Origin of the sequence: Citromicrobium bathyomarinum (assembly GCF_038594605.1) — a bacterium.
Classification (GTDB): Bacteria; Pseudomonadota; Alphaproteobacteria; order Sphingomonadales; family Sphingomonadaceae; genus Alteriqipengyuania; species Alteriqipengyuania bathyomarina_B.
Map to the genome: position 1 here is coordinate 115063 of NZ_JBCFZM010000003.1, position 19742 is coordinate 134804.

Annotated in this window: 19 protein-coding genes and 1 tRNA gene; 6 read left to right on the forward strand and 14 right to left on the reverse strand. The window is 61.7% G+C overall.

Translation table 11 applies throughout. The features are described from left to right. Nucleotide 1 precedes the first annotated feature (1 nt). The 6 genes from AAG612_RS11950 to AAG612_RS11975 all read right to left on the reverse strand — a co-directional run bounded on the left by AAG612_RS11950 (nucleotide 2) and on the right by AAG612_RS11975 (nucleotide 6417). Nucleotides 2-532 carry a GNAT family N-acetyltransferase gene (locus tag AAG612_RS11950; protein WP_342510375.1) on the reverse strand — a complete coding sequence of 177 codons (531 nt, stop codon included), beginning with the start codon at nucleotides 530-532 and terminating at the stop codon, nucleotides 2-4. After that, complete coding sequence (lptG, locus tag AAG612_RS11955) at nucleotides 529-1626, reverse strand: LPS export ABC transporter permease LptG (RefSeq protein WP_342510376.1); 1098 nt, start codon at nucleotides 1624-1626, stop codon at nucleotides 529-531. Before lptG ends, AAG612_RS11950 begins: the two co-directional genes overlap by 4 nt. 10 nt (nucleotides 1627-1636) lie before the next feature. Further along, nucleotides 1637-2860, reverse strand: coding sequence for an LptF/LptG family permease (locus AAG612_RS11960; RefSeq protein WP_342510377.1), 1224 nt, complete (start codon nucleotides 2858-2860; stop codon nucleotides 1637-1639). An 88-nt stretch (nucleotides 2861-2948) separates the two neighbouring features. Beyond that, on the reverse strand, nucleotides 2949-3287 hold the full coding sequence (gene clpS, locus AAG612_RS11965; RefSeq protein WP_342511192.1) for an ATP-dependent Clp protease adapter ClpS: 339 nt from the start codon (nucleotides 3285-3287) through the stop codon (nucleotides 2949-2951). Nucleotides 3288-3591: 304 nt separating this feature from the next. Then, complete coding sequence (locus AAG612_RS11970) at nucleotides 3592-4410, reverse strand: phasin family protein (RefSeq protein WP_342510378.1); 819 nt, start codon at nucleotides 4408-4410, stop codon at nucleotides 3592-3594. Nucleotides 4411-4521: 111 nt separating this feature from the next. Continuing rightward, nucleotides 4522-6417, reverse strand: coding sequence for a PHA/PHB synthase family protein (locus tag AAG612_RS11975; protein WP_342510379.1), 1896 nt, complete (start codon nucleotides 6415-6417; stop codon nucleotides 4522-4524). A 161-nt stretch (nucleotides 6418-6578) separates the two neighbouring features. Between AAG612_RS11975 and AAG612_RS11980 the strand changes: the two genes are divergently transcribed. Both AAG612_RS11980 and AAG612_RS11985 read left to right on the forward strand, forming a co-directional pair. Continuing rightward, on the forward strand, nucleotides 6579-7763 hold the full coding sequence (locus tag AAG612_RS11980) for an LL-diaminopimelate aminotransferase (RefSeq protein ID WP_342511195.1): 1185 nt from the start codon (nucleotides 6579-6581) through the stop codon (nucleotides 7761-7763). 66 nt (nucleotides 7764-7829) lie between these two features. Beyond that, nucleotides 7830-9134, forward strand: coding sequence for a crotonase/enoyl-CoA hydratase family protein (locus AAG612_RS11985; RefSeq protein WP_342510380.1), 1305 nt, complete (start codon nucleotides 7830-7832; stop codon nucleotides 9132-9134). 135 nt (nucleotides 9135-9269) lie between these two features. Here the strand turns inward: AAG612_RS11985 and AAG612_RS11990 are convergent, their stop codons facing one another. Continuing rightward, on the reverse strand, nucleotides 9270-10049 hold the full coding sequence (locus AAG612_RS11990; RefSeq protein ID WP_342510381.1) for an acyl-CoA thioesterase: 780 nt from the start codon (nucleotides 10047-10049) through the stop codon (nucleotides 9270-9272). Between the two features lie 233 nt (nucleotides 10050-10282). Here AAG612_RS11990 and AAG612_RS11995 point away from each other — a divergent pair. From AAG612_RS11995 to AAG612_RS12010, 4 genes are all read left to right on the forward strand, one after another. Further along, nucleotides 10283-10356, forward strand: a tRNA-Cys gene (locus AAG612_RS11995). A 474-nt stretch (nucleotides 10357-10830) separates the two neighbouring features. Then, on the forward strand, nucleotides 10831-12882 hold the full coding sequence (locus AAG612_RS12000; RefSeq protein ID WP_342510382.1) for a hypothetical protein: 2052 nt from the start codon (nucleotides 10831-10833) through the stop codon (nucleotides 12880-12882). A gap of 141 nt (nucleotides 12883-13023) precedes the next feature. Beyond that, entirely contained in the window at nucleotides 13024-13185 is a 162-nt protein-coding gene (locus AAG612_RS12005) for a hypothetical protein (protein ID WP_342510383.1), read from the forward strand. Nucleotides 13186-13235: 50 nt separating this feature from the next. Continuing rightward, the gene (locus AAG612_RS12010) at nucleotides 13236-13676 is read left to right on the forward strand and encodes a GNAT family N-acetyltransferase (protein ID WP_342510384.1); all 441 of its coding nucleotides are present in this window, start codon (nucleotides 13236-13238) and stop codon (nucleotides 13674-13676) included. 213 nt (nucleotides 13677-13889) lie between these two features. Here AAG612_RS12010 and AAG612_RS12015 read toward each other — a convergent pair whose 3' ends face one another. The 7 genes from AAG612_RS12015 to AAG612_RS12045 form a co-directional block, all read right to left on the reverse strand. Then, the gene (locus tag AAG612_RS12015; RefSeq protein WP_342510385.1) at nucleotides 13890-14474 is read right to left on the reverse strand and encodes a DUF6602 domain-containing protein; all 585 of its coding nucleotides are present in this window, start codon (nucleotides 14472-14474) and stop codon (nucleotides 13890-13892) included. Nucleotides 14475-15154: 680 nt separating this feature from the next. Next, a complete protein-coding gene (locus AAG612_RS12020) occupies nucleotides 15155-15808 on the reverse strand; it encodes a hypothetical protein (RefSeq protein ID WP_342510386.1) in 654 nt (217 codons plus the stop codon). Between the two features lie 11 nt (nucleotides 15809-15819). Continuing rightward, nucleotides 15820-16656: a hypothetical protein gene (locus AAG612_RS12025; RefSeq protein ID WP_342510387.1), complete on the reverse strand. Its 837-nt coding sequence runs from the start codon at nucleotides 16654-16656 to the stop codon at nucleotides 15820-15822. Between the two features lie 105 nt (nucleotides 16657-16761). Further along, on the reverse strand, nucleotides 16762-17595 hold the full coding sequence (locus tag AAG612_RS12030) for a hypothetical protein (protein WP_342510388.1): 834 nt from the start codon (nucleotides 17593-17595) through the stop codon (nucleotides 16762-16764). Further along, nucleotides 17595-18329, reverse strand: coding sequence for a hypothetical protein (locus tag AAG612_RS12035; RefSeq protein ID WP_342510389.1), 735 nt, complete (start codon nucleotides 18327-18329; stop codon nucleotides 17595-17597). Before AAG612_RS12035 ends, AAG612_RS12030 begins: the two co-directional genes overlap by 1 nt. Nucleotides 18330-18365: 36 nt before the next feature. Beyond that, nucleotides 18366-19238 (reverse strand): 3'-5' exonuclease, encoded by an 873-nt coding sequence (locus tag AAG612_RS12040; protein ID WP_342510390.1) that lies wholly within the window; start codon nucleotides 19236-19238, stop codon nucleotides 18366-18368. Next, entirely contained in the window at nucleotides 19231-19608 is a 378-nt protein-coding gene (locus AAG612_RS12045; protein ID WP_342510391.1) for a hypothetical protein, read from the reverse strand. Before AAG612_RS12045 ends, AAG612_RS12040 begins: the two co-directional genes overlap by 8 nt. Nucleotides 19609-19742 lie beyond the last annotated feature (134 nt).

Below are 19742 nucleotides of genomic sequence, written 5' to 3' on the forward strand. Positions count from 1 at the left end.
TTCATGGCAATTCACGGATCATCGCCACGCGAGATCCGGTGGGCATGCCGTGGCCGTATTCCTTGGCCAGCTCTTCGGCGAGGCGTGGGTGAGCGTCGGCATCGAGATCCGCGAAGCCGAGCCTGCGGTAGAAGGGCGCATTCCACGGGACTTCATCGAACGTGGTGAGGGTCAACGCGGTGAAGCCGGAATTGCCCGCATCGATCATACACCCGCGCAACAGGGCGGCACCAATGCCGCGCCCCTGCCAGTCCGGATGCACGTTGAACTCCCACACATGCAACTCGCGCCCGAATGGCTCGGTTACGATGAAGCCGATCAGGGCTCCCTCGTGAACGGCGACGAGGCAATGGCCACGCGCGATATACCGTAGCAGTCTGTCGAGCGGGACGGTGTGCTGACCTGCGATCTCCGCAAGCGCTTCGATCCGCGCGAACATCGTGCCCGCGGCCCGCTCTATCGCGGGCATGGCCTCCGCGTCGGCCTTGCGGGCCAGGCGGATCGTCCATGCATCCTCGTGGGGCGGCCTCATTCCTCTGTGCGAACGAGTACCGTTTCGCCGATCAGCAGGAACAGGAAGAACGGTGCCCATGCAGCAAGAAAGGGTGGGTAGCCACCGAAGTTGCCCATCGCGAGCGCAGCATTGTCCAGAACGAAATAGGCAAAGCCCAGCGCCATCCCGATGACCGCGCGCATGAACAGCTGGCCGGACCGGGCGAGGCCGAAGCCCGCCACCGCGCCCAGCAGCGGCATCAGGACCGCCGAAAGCGGGCCGGAGATCTTGTGCCAGTAATTGGCCTCCAGTTCGCCGGTATCGCGTCCTGCGGCGCGATAGGCCTGGATCGAATCGTCCAGCTGCCAGAAGGGTTGGGCGGTCGGGTCGATGTTCGTCAGTTCGATCTGCGACGGGGTAATATCGGGTGCGACCATGACTTGGCCGGGTTCCGCGACGCTCGCCGTGCCGATGGTGAGCACGCGCGGCATTTGCATCGCCCACCCCTCATCCCCGTGGATCGCGACCGGGGCGTCGATCTGCTGGGTGATCTCGCCGCTGGGGCTCATCCGGTAGTAGGTAACATCGCGCAGCTGCGGTGCCTGGCCGCCGCGTTCGTAACTGCGCGCGGACAGGATATTCGATCCATCGACCAGATAGATCGCGCCCCTTCCGGTGGGGCCATCGGGCAGCGCGCCGAAGTCGGTATCCTCCCACGCGCTCAGTTCACCCGCCGCGCGGGTCACCACCCGCTCGTTGAAAGCAAAGCTGGTGCCCGCGACGAGCAGCGCGGTGAACAGCAGCGGGGCGAGCACCTGATGGGCGGAGAGCCCGGCGGCCTTCATCGCGATCACCTCGCTGTTCTGGTTCAGCGTCACGAGCGTGATGATCGTTGCGAGCAGCACCGAATAGGGCAGGAAGCGCTGGATCAGCAGCGGCACGCGCAGGCTGGAATAGAGCCACAGCTCCGCTTCGCTGTTGCCCGGCACGGCCAGGATTTCGCCGCTGGTCGACAGCAGGTCGAGCATCATCAGCACCAGCACCAGCATCACCAGCACTGCGAGGATGCGCAGGGCGAACATCTTGGCGAGATAGAGCGTCAGCGTGCGCGAGGGGAAAAAGTCCAGGGGCATGTCCGGTCGCCTAGCTCGCTTGCTCGGCGCGGAAGGCGTCCGACCGGCGGCGCGGGCGCAGCACCTTGCCGATCCGCTTCACGATCTTAGCGAACGCATTTTCCAATGCGCCGATGGGCTGCCCCCCCGGCACATAGGCGATCTGCCAGAACCACCACAGGATCAGCCCTACGAACACCACGAAGGGCCCCCACAGACCCAATGTCGGGTCGATCCGGCCGAGCGAGGCGAAGTCCTGCATGTACTGGTTGACCTTGTGATAGGCGACCACCAGCACCACCGCGACGAACACGCCCAGCGCGCTGGTCGACCGTTTGGGGGGGACCGCCAGCGCGACCGCGAGCAAGGGCATGAATAGCATCATCGCCAGCTCCACCATTCGGTAATTGAAGCTCGCTTGGCTGGCATTGCGCTGGTCTTCGCTCGAGGAATCGCTCCACCCGATCCGCAGCAGTTCGGGCAGGATGTATTCTGCTTCACCCTCGCCGCGCTGGCGGAAGCTCTCGATCGCGGGCAGATCGATCGGGAGGTCGTGCAGGGTGAAGCTGAGCACGCGCGGTGACTGACCTTCGGGGTCCTGCACGATCGTGCCTTCGGAAAGGCGCAGGATGATCGTGTCGGGATCGTCGCTGGTCGACAGGAAGCGCCCTTCACGCGCGCTGATCGAGAGCACCTGGCCATCCGCGGCATTGATCCGGGCAAAAATGCCTTTCAGCTCGCGCCCCGAATCCTCGCTCGAGTCGATCCGCAGGGCCATCCGATCCGCCAGTGTCGTGAACTCGCCGACCTTGATCGATGCACCGAGTGCGCCCGAGCGCAGGTCGAACTGCAGCTCCTCGTAGAAATATTTGGAGACCGGCTGGACGTAGAAAACCAGCGCCGCATTGATTGCCATCAGTGCGATCGTGATTGCATAGGGCACGCGCAGCAGCCGCAGATAGCTGAGGCCGACCGCACGCATCACGTCGAGCTCGCTGGAAAGCGATAGCTGGCGGAAGGCGAACAGCGTTCCGAGCAGCAGGCCGAGCGGGATCGCCAGGCTCGCATAATCGGGCAGCAGCGCGCCGAGCATCTGGAAGACGACGCCGACCGGCCCGCCCTCGGTCGAGACGAATCGGAACAGGCGCAGCATCTGGTCGAGCACCAAAAGTGACGCGGCAAGCACGAACACGGCCAGCAATGGCACGATGGTCAGCCGGAAGATGTATCGGTCGAGACGCGAAGAGAACGGCAAGACTGTTCCAGTGAAAGGCGGGCGGGATGCCGGTGGCCCTAGCGGGAAACCGCAGCCGCGTCATCTGCGGGTTTGGAGGTGCGGTAGCCTAGGCCTTTTCGAGCGTGCACTGGAGCGGGTGCTGGTTCTGCCGGGCAAAATCCATCACCTGGTTCACCTTCGTCTCCGCGACTTCGTAGGGAAAGATGCCGCACACGCCGACGCCGCGCTGGTGAACGTGGAGCATCACCTGCGTCGCCTCGTCCAGATCCATCCGGAAGAACCGTTTGAGCACCATCACGACGAATTCCATCGGCGTGTAGTCGTCGTTTAGCATCAGCACCTTGTATTGGCTGGGCTTCTTGGGCTTGGCGCGCGTCTTGGTCGCGATACCGATTTCGGGGTTCTCGGGCCGTGTTCCCTTCCCGTCGCCATCGTCGTCGCCCATTCCCGGGCCAACCCCCGAGCCCATCGCGTGTTTCATGGCGAATGCGCTGTCCGGCGTCTCCTGCGTCGATGCCGCGCAGGTGTGCAGGGGCTGGCGGAGCGAGGTAGGGGCGAGGGGGTCGAGCATAGCGTGATAATATCGTATTGGTTGGCCGATCCGCAAGGGACCGTGAGCGGGGGATGGCATCGTGTCGATCGGACAACCCGGCAGATGCGAAAAGGGCCGGGCGATTTGCTCGCCCGGCCCGTTCGGAAAAATGTGAGCTTTGCGTCCCCGTTCGAGGACGCTGCCCGAAAAGAAAGCCTTAGGCGGCCATCTTGTTCATCTTGTCGACCGCTTCGCTCATGCGGCTGGTCAGCGGAGCGAAAGCGTCGTTGGTCAGCTTGATCCACGCTTCGGTGTTCTTCGAGCTGGTCGCGACGACGCTGTCGAAAGAGCGGCGCATGATGTCGCCCTGCAGCTTCACGAGCTCGGTCGGCGACTTCGCGGCAGCCATAAGGCGGGCGTCTTCGTTCATCTGGCCGGCGGCCTTGCGGCTTTCTTCCACGGCGGTGCGGGTCAGGTCCTGCATGCCGGTGAAGAGAATCTTGCTCGCTTCGGCCATCGCTTCGGCATTGGCGCGCTGGAAGGTGACCATTTCACCGGTCATTTCCGTGCCCTTCTCGTACATGCCGGCGAGACGCGTCTGCATTTCGTTGGCCATATCGCTGGCGATGTTCTTGGTTTCGGTCTTGGTAGCCATGGTGGTGTCCTTGGGTTTGGATGTGTTTGCGGTGCGCTTGGCACCGGATTTGGGAGTGATCTTCTTGGCAGTGGTCTTTTTCTTGCCGGTGGCCGACTTTGCCGGAGCCGCCTTGGTCGCCACGGTCTTGGCGGCGGGAGCCTTCTTGCGCGGCGCGGCCTTTTTGGGCTTCGCGGCGGCTTCGGCCTTCGCTTCGGTCTTTACCGGAGCTGCCTTGCCCGGCTCGGTCGCCTTCGCGTCGGCTGCTTTCACCGCGGGCTTGGCGGCAGCTTCCGGTGCAGTGTCCGCCTTGGCGGGCTTGTCGCCGGACTTTTCCGCGACCGCGCCCTCATTGGCCTTTTGCGCGGCGGCATCGCCCTTGGGTTCAGTCTGATCGGCCATAAAAATCTCGCGTCAATTGCTGCATTGCACAAATATGCCTTGCGGACGCGAATTTCAAGCAGTTTTTGTGCAGCGCACAAAAACTGCTAATATATTGAATAAAAATACGTTTTACCGAGTTTTGACGTAGCGACCCGGTGCGGGCTCGATCACTTTATCCTTCTCTGTGCCCCCTGGATTGCGCTTGCCGCGCACCTGCAGTTCCTTGCTATCCTGCGTACGGATCCACTCGATCCAGTCCGGCCACCAGCTGCCCGGGTGTTCGGTCGCTCCAGCGCGAAACTCCTCCAGCGTGTCGACGTCGTCGTCCTCGTTGATCCAGTACTGGTACTTGCCCGCCGCCGGAGGATTGACGACGCCCGCGATATGGCCCGATCCCGCGAGCACGAAACGCATCGGCCCACCGAAATGCTCGGTGATCTTCCACACGCTGGTTGCGGGCGCGATATGGTCGTCCTTGCCTGCCTGAACATAGGTTGGCACCTTCACCGTGGTCAGATCGATCGGTGTGCCGAGCGCTTCCAGCTTGCCTGGCTTCACGAGCAGATTGTCGCGGTAGAGATCGCGCAGATAGTCGCGATGCCACCTGGCGGGCAGGTTGGTCACGTCGCCGTTCCAGTGGAGCAGGTCGAACGCGGTATGATCCTCGCCCAGCAGGTAATTGCGCACGACGTAGTTCCAGATCAGGTCGTTGCCGCGCAGCAGGTTGAAGGTCGCTGCCATGTAGCGACCATCGACCACGCCATCGCGCTCGATCCCCTTGATCGCCGCCAGCTGCTGGTTGTCGATGAAGTGGAGCAGCTCGCCCGCGTCGGCGAAGTCGACCTGCGCGGTGAAGAAGGTCGCGCTCTTGACCTTGTCCGCCTCGCCTTTCGCCTCGAGTATCGCGAGCGTTGCCGCCAGCGTGGTGCCCGCGACGCAATAGCCGATCGCGTGGACGGCAGGCTGGCGGAGGCGCTTTTTCACATGGTCGATCGCGTCGATCTGCGCGGCGATGTAATCGTCCCACACAACGTCCTTCATCGAGGCATCGGCGCTTTTCCAGCTGACCATGAAGACGCTCAGCCCCTGGTCGACCGCCCATTTGACGAAGCTCTTCTTCTCGTTGAGGTCGAGGATGTAGAACCGGTTAATCCATGGGGGGAAGATCACCAGCGGGATGCTCAGCACCTTGTCGGTGGTCGGCTCGTACTGGATCAGCTGGAACAGGTCTGTCTCGTAGACCACCTGGCCCGGCGTCGTCGCGATATTCTCACCGACCACGAAGGCCTGCGGATCGGAATGGGTCAGCTGGCCCTTCTGCACATCCTGCAACAGGTTCTGCATGCCCTTGACCAGGCTTTCGCCACGCGATTCCATAATCCGGTCGAGCACGATCGGGTTGGTCGCGGCGAAATTGGCGGGGCTCAGCGCCTCGGCCATCGCCTGCGTGGCGAACTTGAGCTGCTCGCGCTTGCCCGGTTCGATCGTATCCATCTTCTCGACCATCGCCAGCACGCGGTCGGTCAGCAAAAGATAGGTCTGGTGGATCATCGCGAAGACCGGCTGTTCGCGCCAGCGCGGATCGGCGAAGCGCCGATCCTCACGGGGGAGCTCCGCTTCGGGTTTCTCTTCGCCCTGAGGCAGCATGAGCGCTTGCCACAGCTGCGCGCTTTCGGCCCACCAGCGTTGCTGTTCCGATGGATCGGCGAAGGGCAGCTGCTGGGTCCACGTTTCGAACATGGCGAACCACTTGGCAGGCCATTGCGACGGATCGCCGGCCATCATCCCGCCCGTCGTGTCGAGCGCGTGTTTCTGGCAGAATTCGATCCACATTGTCTGCAAGCGCGTGGCGTTCTCGGCCCATTTGCGCAGGTCGCCAAGCGCAGGCGCCGCGTCGTTCGCGTCTGGTTCGACAGCCTCGGCCAGCGGTGCGAACATCAGTTCGGCCCAGCGCGACTGCGCTTCCAGCATGGCGCCGAAGGCGTCGGTGGCAGGCTGCGAGGAATCGGGGGTCGTCTTCGCCATCGCGTCGGTCCTCTCATCTGGAGCGGCACGGGCCCTTACCGCCTGCGCGGATGCAGCATTTTTTGCGCGCTCTCCCAATCACCAATTGCACAGAAGGGCACAGCGTTCCAGAATGCGCCGCGAGAATAAACGCGGCCAACGTAGCGAAGCGGGAGGCACACCTGAACGACGATCACTTCTACCGGATGCGGCGGTTGCCGCCCTATGTCATTGCCGAGGTCAACGCGATGCGACACGCGGCCCGGCAGGCGGGGCGCGACGTGATCGACCTCGGCATGGGCAACCCCGATCATCCGCCGCCGCAGCATGTCATCGACAAGCTGTGCGAGGTGGCGGGCAAGCCTTCCGCGCACGGCTACAGCCAGTCGCGCGGGATTCCGGGGCTGCGCAAGGCGCAGGCGAATTACTACGGACGCCGCTTTAACGTCGATCTCGACCCGGAGCGCGAGGTCGTCGTCACCATGGGCTCGAAGGAGGGCCTGTCGTCCATGGCCACCGCGATCGTGGCCCCGGGCGATGTGGTGCTTGCGCCCAGCCCGTCCTACCCGATCCACACCTACGGCTTCATCATTGCAGGCGCGACGATCCGGTCGGTGCCGACAACGCCGAACGACGAATATTGGGAAGCACTCGACCAGGCGATGGCCTATACCTCGCCGCGGCCGAGCGTGCTGGTGGTCAATTACCCGAGCAACCCGACGGCGGAAACTGTCGACCTCGCCTTCTACGAGCGGCTGGTGGCCTGGGCGCGGGAGAACAAGGTGTGGGTCCTCTCCGATCTCGCCTATTCGGAGCTTTACTACGACGGCAAGCCGACGCGTTCGATCCTCGAAGTGCCGGGCGCGAAAGAGGTTGCTGTCGAATTCACCTCGATGTCCAAGACCTATTCGATGGCCGGGTGGCGGATGGGCTTCGCGGTCGGCAACCCGCGGCTGATCGAGGCGCTGACGCGGGTCAAATCCTACCTCGATTACGGGGCCTTTACCCCGATCCAGGCGGCGGCATGCGCGGCGCTCAACGGGCCGCAGGATATCGTCGAGGAAAACCGCCTGCGCTACCAGAACCGGCGTGACGTGATGGTGGAGAGCTTCGCGCGCGCCGGGTGGGACATTCCCGTCCCGCCCGCCAGCATGTTCGCCTGGGCGCCGCTGCCACCGGGATTTCACAATATGGGCAGCCTCGAATTCTCGAAGCAGTTGCTCGAACATGCCGGCGTCGCGGTGGCGGCGGGGATCGGCTACGGCGAAGAGGGCGAAGGCTATGTCCGCATCGCCATGGTCGAGAACGAGCAGCGCATCCGCCAGGCCGCGCGCAACGTGAAGCGCTTCCTCCAGCAGGAGAGCTGAGCGCTGCAATAGGCTTAGGCCCGCAAGGGAAGCATCCATTCCGGATTGTTCGCTGCTCCGGTAAGCATGGCTTCGTGCCATGATGCGCCTCTGGTCGAGGGCAGCAGGCAGCGGGGGCGGGTGCTGGGGGCGCAGCAACTCATTGCGAGGTCGATCGAGGCGGGGCCGCTGCGCCTCGACCTGTTCTACCGCGATGCGGTGCTCGACGGACGTTGGCTGGCGTTGCACCCGCGCGAATTCGCGCTGCTCTGGCGGCTGGCGGAAACGCCGGGCCGCACCGTCAGCCAGCGGGCGCTGCTCGCCGATGTGTGGCGCCTGACGATCGAACCGGGGACCAACCGCATTGCCGTGCATGTCGCCCGGCTCCGGCGCAAGCTTGCGAGCGTCGATCTGGACGCGATGATCGCCACCGATGGTGCGGGCTACCGGCTCGATCCGCCGCGACTCTCGCAAACCGGGCTGGACAGTGCGGCGACCATCGGCAACGAAGATCGCTATCTGATCGAAACGGACGAGAGGCGGGAGAGCGCGACGATGGCAACGCAGGCAGATACCCAGGCAGGCACGCAGGAAGAGGAGCGGCGGGTCGAGACCGAATTGGCCGATAATGGCGTGATGCACGTCCGCCTCAACCGGCCCGACAAGATGAACGCGCTCGACCCTGCGATGTTCGAAGCGATCATCGCTGCGGGCGAGGCCCTGATGGATCGCAAGGATGTGCGCGCGGTGGTGCTGTCGGGCGCGGGGCGCAGCTTTTGCGCCGGGCTCGACACGTCGAGCTTTGCGCGCACGCCCGACGCGAACGAGCCCAAGCTGACCGATCGCACGCATGGCGATTCGAACACCTACCAGCAGGTCGCGACCATCTGGCGAAAGCTGCCCATGCCGGTGATCGCAGCGCTGCACGGCGTATGCTTCGGCGGCGGGATGCAGATCGCCAGCGGGGCCGACATTCGCGTCGCCGCGCCCGATACGCGGATGGCGATCATGGAGATGAAGTGGGGTCTGGTGCCGGACATGGGCGGCTATCAGCTGTGGCGCGGGCTGGTGCGCGACGACGTGCTGCGCGAGCTCGTCTATACCAACCGCGAGTTCAGCGGCGAGGAATCGCTGACGCTGGGCCTGGCGACGTTCGTCTCGGACGACCCGCTCGCCCGGGCGAAGGAGATCGCGGGCACGATCGCCCAGCGCAATCCCGATGCGGTGCGCGCCGCCAAGCGCCTCCACAACCGGATGCACGACGAGACCGGTGAAGAGATGCTGATGGCCGAAAGCATTGAGCAGGCGGGCATCATCCGTCAGCCCAACCAGATCGAGGCGGTGATGGCCGGAATGGCCAAGCGCGCGCCCGAGTTCGGGGATGCGAGCTAGGTCCCAAGGGAACTGATCCGGGAACTCCTCCCCCTTGATGGGAAGGTTGGGTGGAGGGCTGCCAACGCCGATGGCTTGGAGCCCCCACCCCGGCCCCTCCCCACGGGGGAGGGGAGATTGTGGTGCCCGGATCCGCTAGCCGAACACGGCCACGGCCTGCTGGCCGATCATCGCCAGCTGCCCGTCGGCGTTCCACAGGCGCAGCCGCTCGCTCGAATAGCCTGCGTCCGCATGATCGCTTGCGGTTTCGGCCAGCCACCAGCCCTCGCGCGTTTCCGCCTCGGGCTCGAGGATGTTGAGCGCCCAGTTCATCGAGCTGAGCGGGCCTTCGCGCTCCATCACGCGGATGGCGCTGGGCGCGTTGACGTCGCCGAGCAAGATAGAGCGGCTGATGGAATCGAGCCCGTCGTCGTTCTTCAGGCGAACCCACCGGCGCATCACCGGCGCTTCCTCGTGACCCCCGGCAGCTTCCGCTCGGCGAATCTCGAACTGGTGCTGGATGAAGGCCGGGCCCTTGCCAACCATCATCGGTTCGGCTTCATCGAAAGGCACCGGCGCCGGGCTGACGGGCGGGGCGCGATGCACGCCGTTGGGCTCGCGCGCCGCGCCGAACAGCCAGAGGGACGAGAGGCCGGGCTTGCCATCGACTAGCAGGTCGACGCGGACCTGCGTGACATTACGGCCCTGCCGGATCAGCTCGACCTGCGGAGTGACCTGCGCGCCCACCGGGGCGACGAATGCGACCTGGGCAGACCGCAGCGGCGGCAAATCGGGAAAGGCGCGGATCGCGGCGGTATAGGCGACCAGCGCGCTCGCTCCGCCATAGAGCGTGCGGCCCTGCAGCCACTCCTCGGCGGGAAGGGTTACGCTCGCGCCGTCTCCGGCGATCGGTTCTAGCATTGCGGCAATCGACATGGGCAGGTCTTTAGACGAAGCTTCGTGGAAGGGAACCCGGTCGCCGCGCGCATTCGCTTCAGGGCCATGCCGCCCCGCCTCTCCACCCGACCACCATAGCCTGATGGTATCATTCCTGGCCGGGTGGGGTGGCGGGGCGGGAGGTATGACAAAAATAGGCGCGCCACAATCCGATTGAACTGGCGGGCATGACTCGCTAGATGCCCCGCTTCGCGCCAAGCCCGCGACAGTGGGGCCCGATGGCGGAGTGGTTACGCAGAGGACTGCAAATCCTTGCACGCCGGTTCGATTCCGGCTCGGGCCTCCATTTTTCTATCAGATTGCATCAAGAGCCCCTCATTTTTGCAGAATGAGGGACGCTCCTGGTTTGCGTAAGCTTGATAGACGACGGGGTATCCGGACTGAAAAGCCAGGAAATATCGTGTCCTCGTCGAGGATGCGATCTCGGGTGGCCTCGTAAATGTCGGGCCCTAGCTCGACGTCGCCATAGGTCTTATGGGCAATCCTTCTAAGGGACCCGCCGATACACGTTTTCCCGCCAGATCGGTGGCGGCTCGAAGATACAAGAACCCAAAGCTTCGAGTTCCTGGTCCACATGATCGTGCGTGCCGGGACGGCGAGCCTCGTCAGGGGTGGGGCTCGCCGGCCCCGTGCGACAGCGCGGCATCTAGTGAGATCCCACGTTGACTCCAATCGACTATTTGGGCGAGCGGTGCAGGTTAGATGCATTCCGAACGGGAATCGGACCTTGACCATAACTATAGCTGACACCTTCGACCTGATGTTCGACTTCTCTCAGGCCGATCGAGACCGTTACGACACTCGCAAGTGGTTCCGGACACCGGCACCCTCCGACGCAGAACCAACGACCGACGAAGTCGCAGAGGATAGGCTCAAGGAAACCTTGCTTGCCGAGGACATCCTCGTGGCCGACATCGAAGCCAAGATCGCCCGATGGACGGATGGAGAGGACAATGCCGACGGCGTTTTCGATCCCGGGCGCCATCTCCCCCCTCGACTACCATATGATGTCTTTGCGATTGCCGCGCATCTGGTCGAGCAGTCTGGCATCTACCATCATCTTCAACCGACCAAGAAGGCAGTCGCTGGAAGCTGCGGGGTCAGCAGCTCCGACAGTTCACGCCATCTCGAGATCGACGATGCCGACCGTGACCAGATCACCGTCGCGGCCCAGGCATGGCGATCCCTTCCACGTCGCGATCCCAAAGCGAACTTGGAGGACTTCGCGAAATCGGTGCTTGCGAGTCCACACTGGACGGCTCTCGAGCCTCTGTTCGAAAGCTGGTGGATAGTCTTCGCCCGACATGCGGACAGCGACGTGCGGGAACGCCCGGAGGATGGAAACCGGAAGGTTCAGCCTGACTGGTGGAGGCACGCGTGGCGGTTGTTGGCGATCGCCGACGAGGCAGCGGCTGGCACGGGCTTCGTCTTCGACGTGGACGAAGTCCAGGCCTATCTCGATGGTGCTGATACCGAGATCGTATGGTTCGAGGCAGACGTCATATTGGAACACGTGGTGCGTAGTTCCGGCGCCATCGAGATCACGGGCGGAGACAAACAGGAGTTTGCCGACGTTAGCTCCCTTTCCGTCGCACGGCGATCGATGCTGAACGTCCTCCCCAAGGTTCGAACGCCTTCGGTGGGATGCACTCTCCGGTCCATATCACACCATCTCGCTCTACTGCCGCCGGATGGAATCGTGAAAGGTCACTGGACACCTAACTATAGACGGCGTCCGACCCGCGAAGCGGAAAATTTTCCCGACCGTAGGATGAACCTTCTGTTGGTTCCGCTGCCCTATTCGGTCGGGCCACGCTGCTTCAGACCTTCGCAGATCGAGGACTGCGGCGGTGCGCCGAAAATCGGCTATTTCGACGTCGACCAGGATTGGCTCGCCGCCGACGGTCGTGACTGCCCACTAGAGATATTCCTCGACGATCTCATTATGGCGGCGAAGTCGCACGCGTCCGAAATCCATGGCGTCGTCCTTCCCGAATTGGCGCTCGATTACGAACGCTTCGTGAAGATCAAAAACCTCCTGCGCGATCGGTGCGAGGGCATAGAGTTGATCGTCTCGGGAACGAGCACCAACAGAGAAGGAGACGTCGGCAACTTCGTCGCCGCATCCACGTTCAAGGACACCAGCGCCGGCCTTGAGGGCGGACGCGAGACGGTGCGCGAAAAGCACCATCGTTGGAAACTCGACGCGCAGCAGATCCGTGACTACGGGCTTCAAGGCCGCCTGTCTCCGGACTTGGCATGGTGGGAGAACATTCCCCTGCAGTCGCGCCAAGTCGACTTCACAGTCATGCGACGGGACTCCGTCTTTGCCGCAATGATCTGCGAGGATCTGGCGCGTGTCGATCCGTGTCAGCAGATCATCCGCGCGGTCGGCCCCAATCTGGTGATCGCGCTCCTCATGGATGCGCCTCAGATTGAGGCGCGCTGGCCCGCCCGATACGCGACGGTGCTCGCAGAGGATCCTGGCTGTGCCGTCCTGACCCTCACATCCAGAGGGCTTATGACCTTGCAGGATCGGATAGGAACGCACCGTTCGAACGGCAGCGACAGGGTAATAGCACTATGGCGGGACGACAGTTCTGCGCGGCCTTCCACATTGGAGTGCCCGTATGATGCCCAAGGGGTTCTCCTGACCATCGTGGAAGGCGGCTCGAACGACGTGTCACTCGACGGAAGGTGCGACGGACATGCCAAGGCCTGGCGGCACGCCGGACATCTTCCAGTCAGGATCGAAGGCGCACGAAGCCGACATGCTGCCATCCTCGGTCCCGAGAACCTCGCGAGCCTCTAATGAGGCGGAGTATTGATCTAGGACGGAAAACCTCTATATCGGCAGTCCAGTCCTCGTTGTGCACTCCACACATACGTCAGGGCTTGCCGGAACCACAGACATCGTTCAAGATTTGGTAACGGCGAAAGGATAACAGGCACCATGGCACTTCTAAGTTCCGACATGATCCGGGAAATCCGCTCCGTGGCGGACGCCTACTCGCGCCAGGAGCGCGAGCGCCGTGCACATGCTGCGGAGAGCCTGGCCGACCGTCAGCCGGTCGCACGTCCCGTCCCCGCGCGTCCCCGCGGCGAACGGGCCTGACCCCACCTGGATAAAGAGCACGTCGCCCTGCTGGGCAGGGAGTCGCAGCTTTGGGCAATCGATGCGAGACGAGGCGGGCCGAAGGCGAGTCCGGTGCCCTTGATCTCGAGAGCGTGCTGACAAGAGCTGAACTCGAACCCGATACCGAGCTTTTGGTGTTGAACCCACGGGATGCCGTCGAAACGCATCACGTCTACCTCGCCACGATGGACGGCGAGTGTGTCGGATGCGTCATGGCAACCAGAGATAACGACCCCATCATCCATTCTCTGGTGGTAGTGAAGGAACGTCGTGGAGGCGCGTTGGCCCACGATCTGCTCGTTCAGGCCATACCCCAGCTAATAGATCACGTCCGACCGGACTGGTTGTGGACAGCAGTCGATCCTGCGCGGACAGGCGCCAGGGAACGTTTCGCCCGCCTCGGCTTCGTGCCCGACGAAAACGAAGTCCAGGGTCATGCGCTCATGCGAAAGAGAGTGGCAGTCGCCTGACGACAGCCTAGCGGCAGACAATTCGTTCGGTCGAAAAAAAAGCACCCTCGGCCATGTGTCGGGTTCGACCGCGATACCGTCCAGTTCAAGGAAGCTGTGTCTAATGATCCCGGAAAAGATTCTGCGACAAATGGTGCTGGGCCGCAGTCGTGAGCGGGCGAACCACTCTCGCGCCCTTCTTCTCGCAAGAGGAATAAAAGCCTTTTGGGAAGCTCAGGCGCTCGCGACGTCGAGCCAACGCGCATAGGCGCGAACGTCTATCATCGGGACGGTCGCCTTTTCCTGCAGTCGCGCGATGAGTTCGAACAGAAATGCAGTGGCGGGCTTCCCCATCGGGGTGATCGTGCCACAACCGTCCTCGTCGCATGAAAAGATCCCGTGTGCGGCAACACAGCCCAGATCGAGGCGACTGCCGGCGGGTCCTTCGAGAAGTGCGCGCTCGAGAGGCTCGCCCAGCGCGGGGGACCATCCACTCTCGAGCGTCAGAAGCCCTCCTAAGATATGCTGGAGGGGCTTGGGGGGATATTCGCCGCCTGCGTGGGGTATCGGCAGGCTGGTGCGGTGAAGCGACCTCACACTGGAGATCTTCTCCTTGGCATACCGGACCATCCCCGCGTCAATCGACTGCTTGCATTCGAAAACTGCGTAAACGCTTTCAGCCGGCACAACCGTCTGCCCCTGGAAGCTGAAGATGAACGGCGAATACTGCCGATCGAACACGACCACGTCGATCTGATCGCTGAAGGTGCCCTCGCTGTCGACCACATGCGCGGAAAGGACCCGCCCTAGCGAGGCCAATCAACACAGGGACGGCGTAAAAATTTGGTCCGATCCAGAAGACGGCGGAGTAAAACCAGGCTCTGCCTGACTTTCCTCCCAGCGATCTGCAGAACGAGCGGGAACAGTTGAGACGGCAGAGTTCACTGACTTGGCTGTAGCGCTGCTGTCAAAGCGTAAACCCCGCACAATCCGAATTACAGAATCTCGACAGGTAACGCGAGCCAAGTCACCACAGACAGCGCCGAACTGCAATTGTGGTGGTGACCGGAGAACAATGTTCTCTTTCGCAAGCTCTTCAGGATCAACAAAAGCAGTTGGAAAGAGAAATCCTCGTATCGTTTTTCCCCCCTGCTGCCCAGCCTCTAGCCAAACCGGCCGACCAGATGCATTGAAGGAATATGAGGCCAGTCGCAGGTTGGGGGGTGTGCTACAGCATTCCAGATCAAACTGGAGAGTGATGCCGGAATTTGATTGTAGGCTTATCCGGTTTTCTTGCGGCAAGTTTTCCACGACGCTCCAACCTTCAGGAACTGGAACCTGACCAACATTCTCCACCCTTTCATAGGTCCTATAGCTGCCATCTGGTGCAGGTAGCTGGTCGTCTAACGGACATACAGGCACCCGAGTAGCTTGCTGGGAACAGCCTATTAAACTCACTGTCAAAAATAATAGAGTGAGATGAGACCTAGAAATTTTCATCAGTAAGCAGCGCGATAGGCACTCAATTCGGCACTACAGAAAGATCGTCTGATTGTCCCGAGCTTATAGTCGCTCATCGCGCACGGCGTTACACCGTCGTTGCGATCTTCAAACCCCACGAAGTGGCCCAACTCATGCATCAGGATCGACTCGTAATCAGAATGCCACTGCGAGAATGCGCCTTGCTGGTTGGCGTCGCAGTGAAGATCATACCATTGTTTCGTGTCGCTTGTCCCAGGCCAAAAAATCAGGTCCTGATTGAGCCCAATATCGGCGTCCACAATAGTCCCATAGCTTTCCCAAAAATTGTAACTGGACAAAGGTTGGATGGATTTAAGGGTTTGCGCACGGGTATTCGTCGCACCGTAGCCATACGACCGATAATACATCGCAGAGCGATTGTCGGTTGGAGGAACATTCCAACCGTAAGTTATGCGGAAATTCGGATCATAGGAATTTACTGTCGCGACGGCCCGTTGTAGCGGCGCATCGCAAATATAAGGCAGATTCTGATCCACAGTTATGTTTCGGGTCGAAACGTCCCATTTGTTGGGAATGCTAGTTTGAGCCGATGCTTGCGCATGTAGCCCTGCGGTAGCTATTAAAGCGAGAACAGCGGCCGATGCCTGCGTGCGTGAGTTATTTTTCGACATGACGCGCTCCTTCACAGATTACCGACAGCGACGTCAGGCATCGCATTTCGGAAGCTTTTTAGAACAGAACCCTTAATAGTGAGAGGCTCGACCATCTTGGTGTAGCTCGTTCCGACGTTCGGACGCGAGAGCCTTCCATCATCGGAACGGATAGCTCGTGGTATATCCGAAAGGAGAGCAACGATCTGAGTTTGCGGCGCGGGTAGAAATTCGCCCGAATACTGAAGCTTCTCCCCACCGCTTGTGACCCCGGACTGCAATTCGACCAGCACCGTCGATTCTGTCTCCGCTTGACCCTTGTAGACCTTGTCGATCCTCATCTCCATGAAAGCACGTCCGGCACTGCCTGCATCCGGCAATCGATAGCCCAGGACCGTTCCTGAAACGACGAGGTCGGAGAGTAGCTTGTAGTCGTCGTAGTCGGCTTGCAAACGGATCTTTTTTGAAGCGGCGTTTATCAATGCCGTGGCACCGGCTCCGGGCCGAAGATCCTGCGGGCCGAATCCCAAAGTAGCCAACTCGAGCGCAATATCTTCGACAAGAGCGGCATCGATTGCCGCCTCGGTATCAGCGGCCAAGCCCCTGCTTTCTTTCCTGCTAATATTATTAAGCCGCGCGACCAAGCTACGATATTGTCCGAAGTTGATGCCTGCCTGCTCAAGTTTTGCGCGCTGCGAAGCTTGCGCCTTTGCCTTTTCCTGAAGAAAAATCTTGGCGCTCTCCTCGATACTTCGTTCAGGCCTCGAATTCGCACCACTCGATGAATTTTGCGCTTGACCAATTGCCCCTGATGCGAAAGCACCTGCGAGGAGGATTGCGCTGCTTATGGCGAGCGGTCTTACATTCATCGGACTTCCTCTCGAATTTCTTTACCCGCAGATAATCTTCAAACGCGCAAAGAAGGCGATACTTTCCTTTCTGTGTCGTTTAGCAGGATGACATCGTCCTTTCTTTCACTCCGAACTACTCAAATCACGGTCACAAAAGGCCAATTTTAGAAAATGTTCTGTCAGCGCACGCGCGCCTTTCTGTGTGACCATTTCACTCCAATTGTCCCAGCGATCGATGCGCTCGAGGAGCCAGAGATAAAACCTGTCACGCGCGAGACAGTCGCCATCGGGCCAGGTCATCGTCCACAGTGTGCTGCGCACAGGGATCTCGCGGGTGATCCGCAAGCCGATCAGCTTCACCACCGGATCATTGCCTATCGAACCGGTAGAGAAGCGGTGCGCCATGCGGGCAGCGAGGCGTTCCCGCCGTTCCACCTGATCAGCAGCAGCCATGCGCTCGGAATGACCACCGACCGTCCGGTTCGCGATGATCCAATCGAGACCGACACCTTCCGTAGCATCCTCTTGCGTGCGCGTAGCAATCAGCATCAGCAGCACCGAGCGCCCTTCAGGCGTCGGTCGGCCGTCCGTGTCGTTCACCAGCCCGGCAGCCAGCAGATAGGCCCTGAAGAACTGGTCGAGGTGTCCATCACCTAGGAAAATGTCCCGGACACGCTCCTCCGGCGGAACGAAGCGACCGTCGGCAATTGCGAGGTAGCTCGCCATGAATTCCATGATCCCGTTCATCCACCCGGAATGGATGGCGGGCAGACCGAGGCGATCGATCCAGAATGCCTCGCGCACCGATCTCCACTCACGGCCGTCCTCATCGACCAACGGCGGTTCTCCCGGCACCGATCCGCTCGAAACCATCCAGTATCCCCAGGGTAGATCGGGATGTCGATCATCGCCGTAGCGTTCCTTACCGGCACCGAAAGGGTGAAACGAGCTGACCATTACTCACCCTTATGCTCGGCGGGCGCCGAAAGGCGGAGTGGCTCGTGTGTCGACGTATCTCCGGCCTGACCGTCCTCGATCAGCGATTTCAGCTTCCGCGCCAGTTCGATGCAGTTCGCGTAGACGAAGGACTGATCGCGATAGACGTCACCCTTGCGAGCTTCGCCGTATCGACCGCCCGGAACGAGGTCGCCCGGATGGTCGGTGTCGAAACCCAGCCACCACAGATCCTCATGGAACTCGTCCTCGGTGGTCTGCACCGTGCGGTAGTCCTGCACCGTCCTGACCCAAGTCGTGTGGCAAACCGTGTAGCGTTCCTGACGCGGCTTGCCGTGGGCGCGCCGTTCGAACCGGTTGACCTCGCACGCCTTGCCGTATGTCACGCCCCCGTGCACCGCGTTGGAAACGCCGACCGGCACCGCATCCGCCTCGAACCCGAAGAGTGGATGCTCGGGGGGCACCCCCACATATCCCGAGATCGTCCCGTTCTTCTGGCGAAGCATGATGCAGCCGATGCCGGTCTCGTTGTCGATCCAGGAGACCTTGTCCGCCTCGTTGTTCCAGGGACCGTCGCCCGACGGTCGGCGATCGGGATTGTGATACACCTGCAGGGCCGTGATGCTGGTGTCCGCCACCTGGTAGGTAACCGGTGCGGCGTTCAACAGGCCGTCCGGCAGCGTCGCTTTCGTGACCTGCTTGCCGGCAGTCTTCCGCTGGGTCAGCTTCCTTGCCATGTTCGGTCCTCCTGAGCTGGTTTTTCTGGGCATCGATCAATCCGGACTATCGAGGCGATAGCGGCTGTATGCGTCTCGGCGCGTCAGCCTGGGACCGAGCGCTCGTGCCCCCTTTCCGCTCACGTAGACCTCGCTGGCCAACCACGCCTGTTCCTCGAGAAGGCGGAACTCCATGACCTCACGCCACCAGACCTGCGCCTTCGGATCCCAGCGATAGCCGCGCATCCGCAGAGCATCCTTGGTCGAGAAGGGCGAGCCGACCGCTTCGATAACGAAACTATCGCATGAAGAGCTGCCATCGAGCTCGTAGAGCAGAGGACGACCATCGGTCCGCTCATGGCGCAGGAGCTGGATGAGCGCATCCACATCCCCCTGCGCTCGGTGCGCATCATAGAACCATCCTGCCTGCGCGCAGAGCCAACCGAGCGAACGGCCTTCGAAACCGGCAGCTGCCCAGTCGATCTCCACGCAGGAGCAGGCCCACTGCTTGATCGGCAGGTCGGTGAGGCGCTTCTCCACCATCGGACGATCGAACGCGGCGTTGTGGGCGATGACAACATCGGCGGACGAGATGATATCGGTCGCGACCCGGTCGTCGATCCGCCGTCCGATGAGGTCCTGATCCGTAATGCCGGTGATTCGGATCACATCTTCGGGCAGCGGAACGCCGGGATCCTCGCGCCAGCACCACGCCCGACCGATCTCGGTGATGTGCCCGCCGGGATCATACCTGAAGCGTCGCACCGCCAGTTCGATGACCCTGTCGCTTTCAGGGTCGAGCCCGGTGGTCTCCACATCCAGAACGGCCGCGACACGTTGGGGATCGTCCGGATCCCCGAAGCCTGTTTCACCTACATGAAGATCGACACGGCGGAGCTGCCGGATGTCGGACTGCGCCGGTTCAGCCACGTCCGGTCTCCAAGGATGCCGAATGATCGAAGAGCAATCGATCGATGACTGCCGGATCGGCGTCGAGGCCGAGACCCAAGCCGTGAAGAAGGATCGCCTTCGAACAGGCGCTGCGCTCCATGCAAGCTTCGATCGGCGCACGGCCTTCGAAGAGCTCGAGCGGCGCGACCATCCAGCCGACGGGATCCTCCGCCAAGCCGTCCCGCTGCATTCTCGCCCCGGTCTCTGCAGCCACGCATGCGATCCGAACGAGCGCGACACGGTGAACAGCCAACATGCCGCCGCTTTCGTCCTCGAGCGGATCGAGTGCCCAGTCCTCGGCGCGCTGCTCGAAATAAGGTTCGAATTCAAATTCTGCGGTATCGCTCATCGCACCGCTCCCCACGCTCTGCACCGGACCCTCCGGTGCCTCGTGGATGGCACATAGCATGAACAGAAAATACTTCAATAGGTAATGAAGTATTGAATTAACTTGTCGGTAGGGATCACTGACGCTATCTGCAG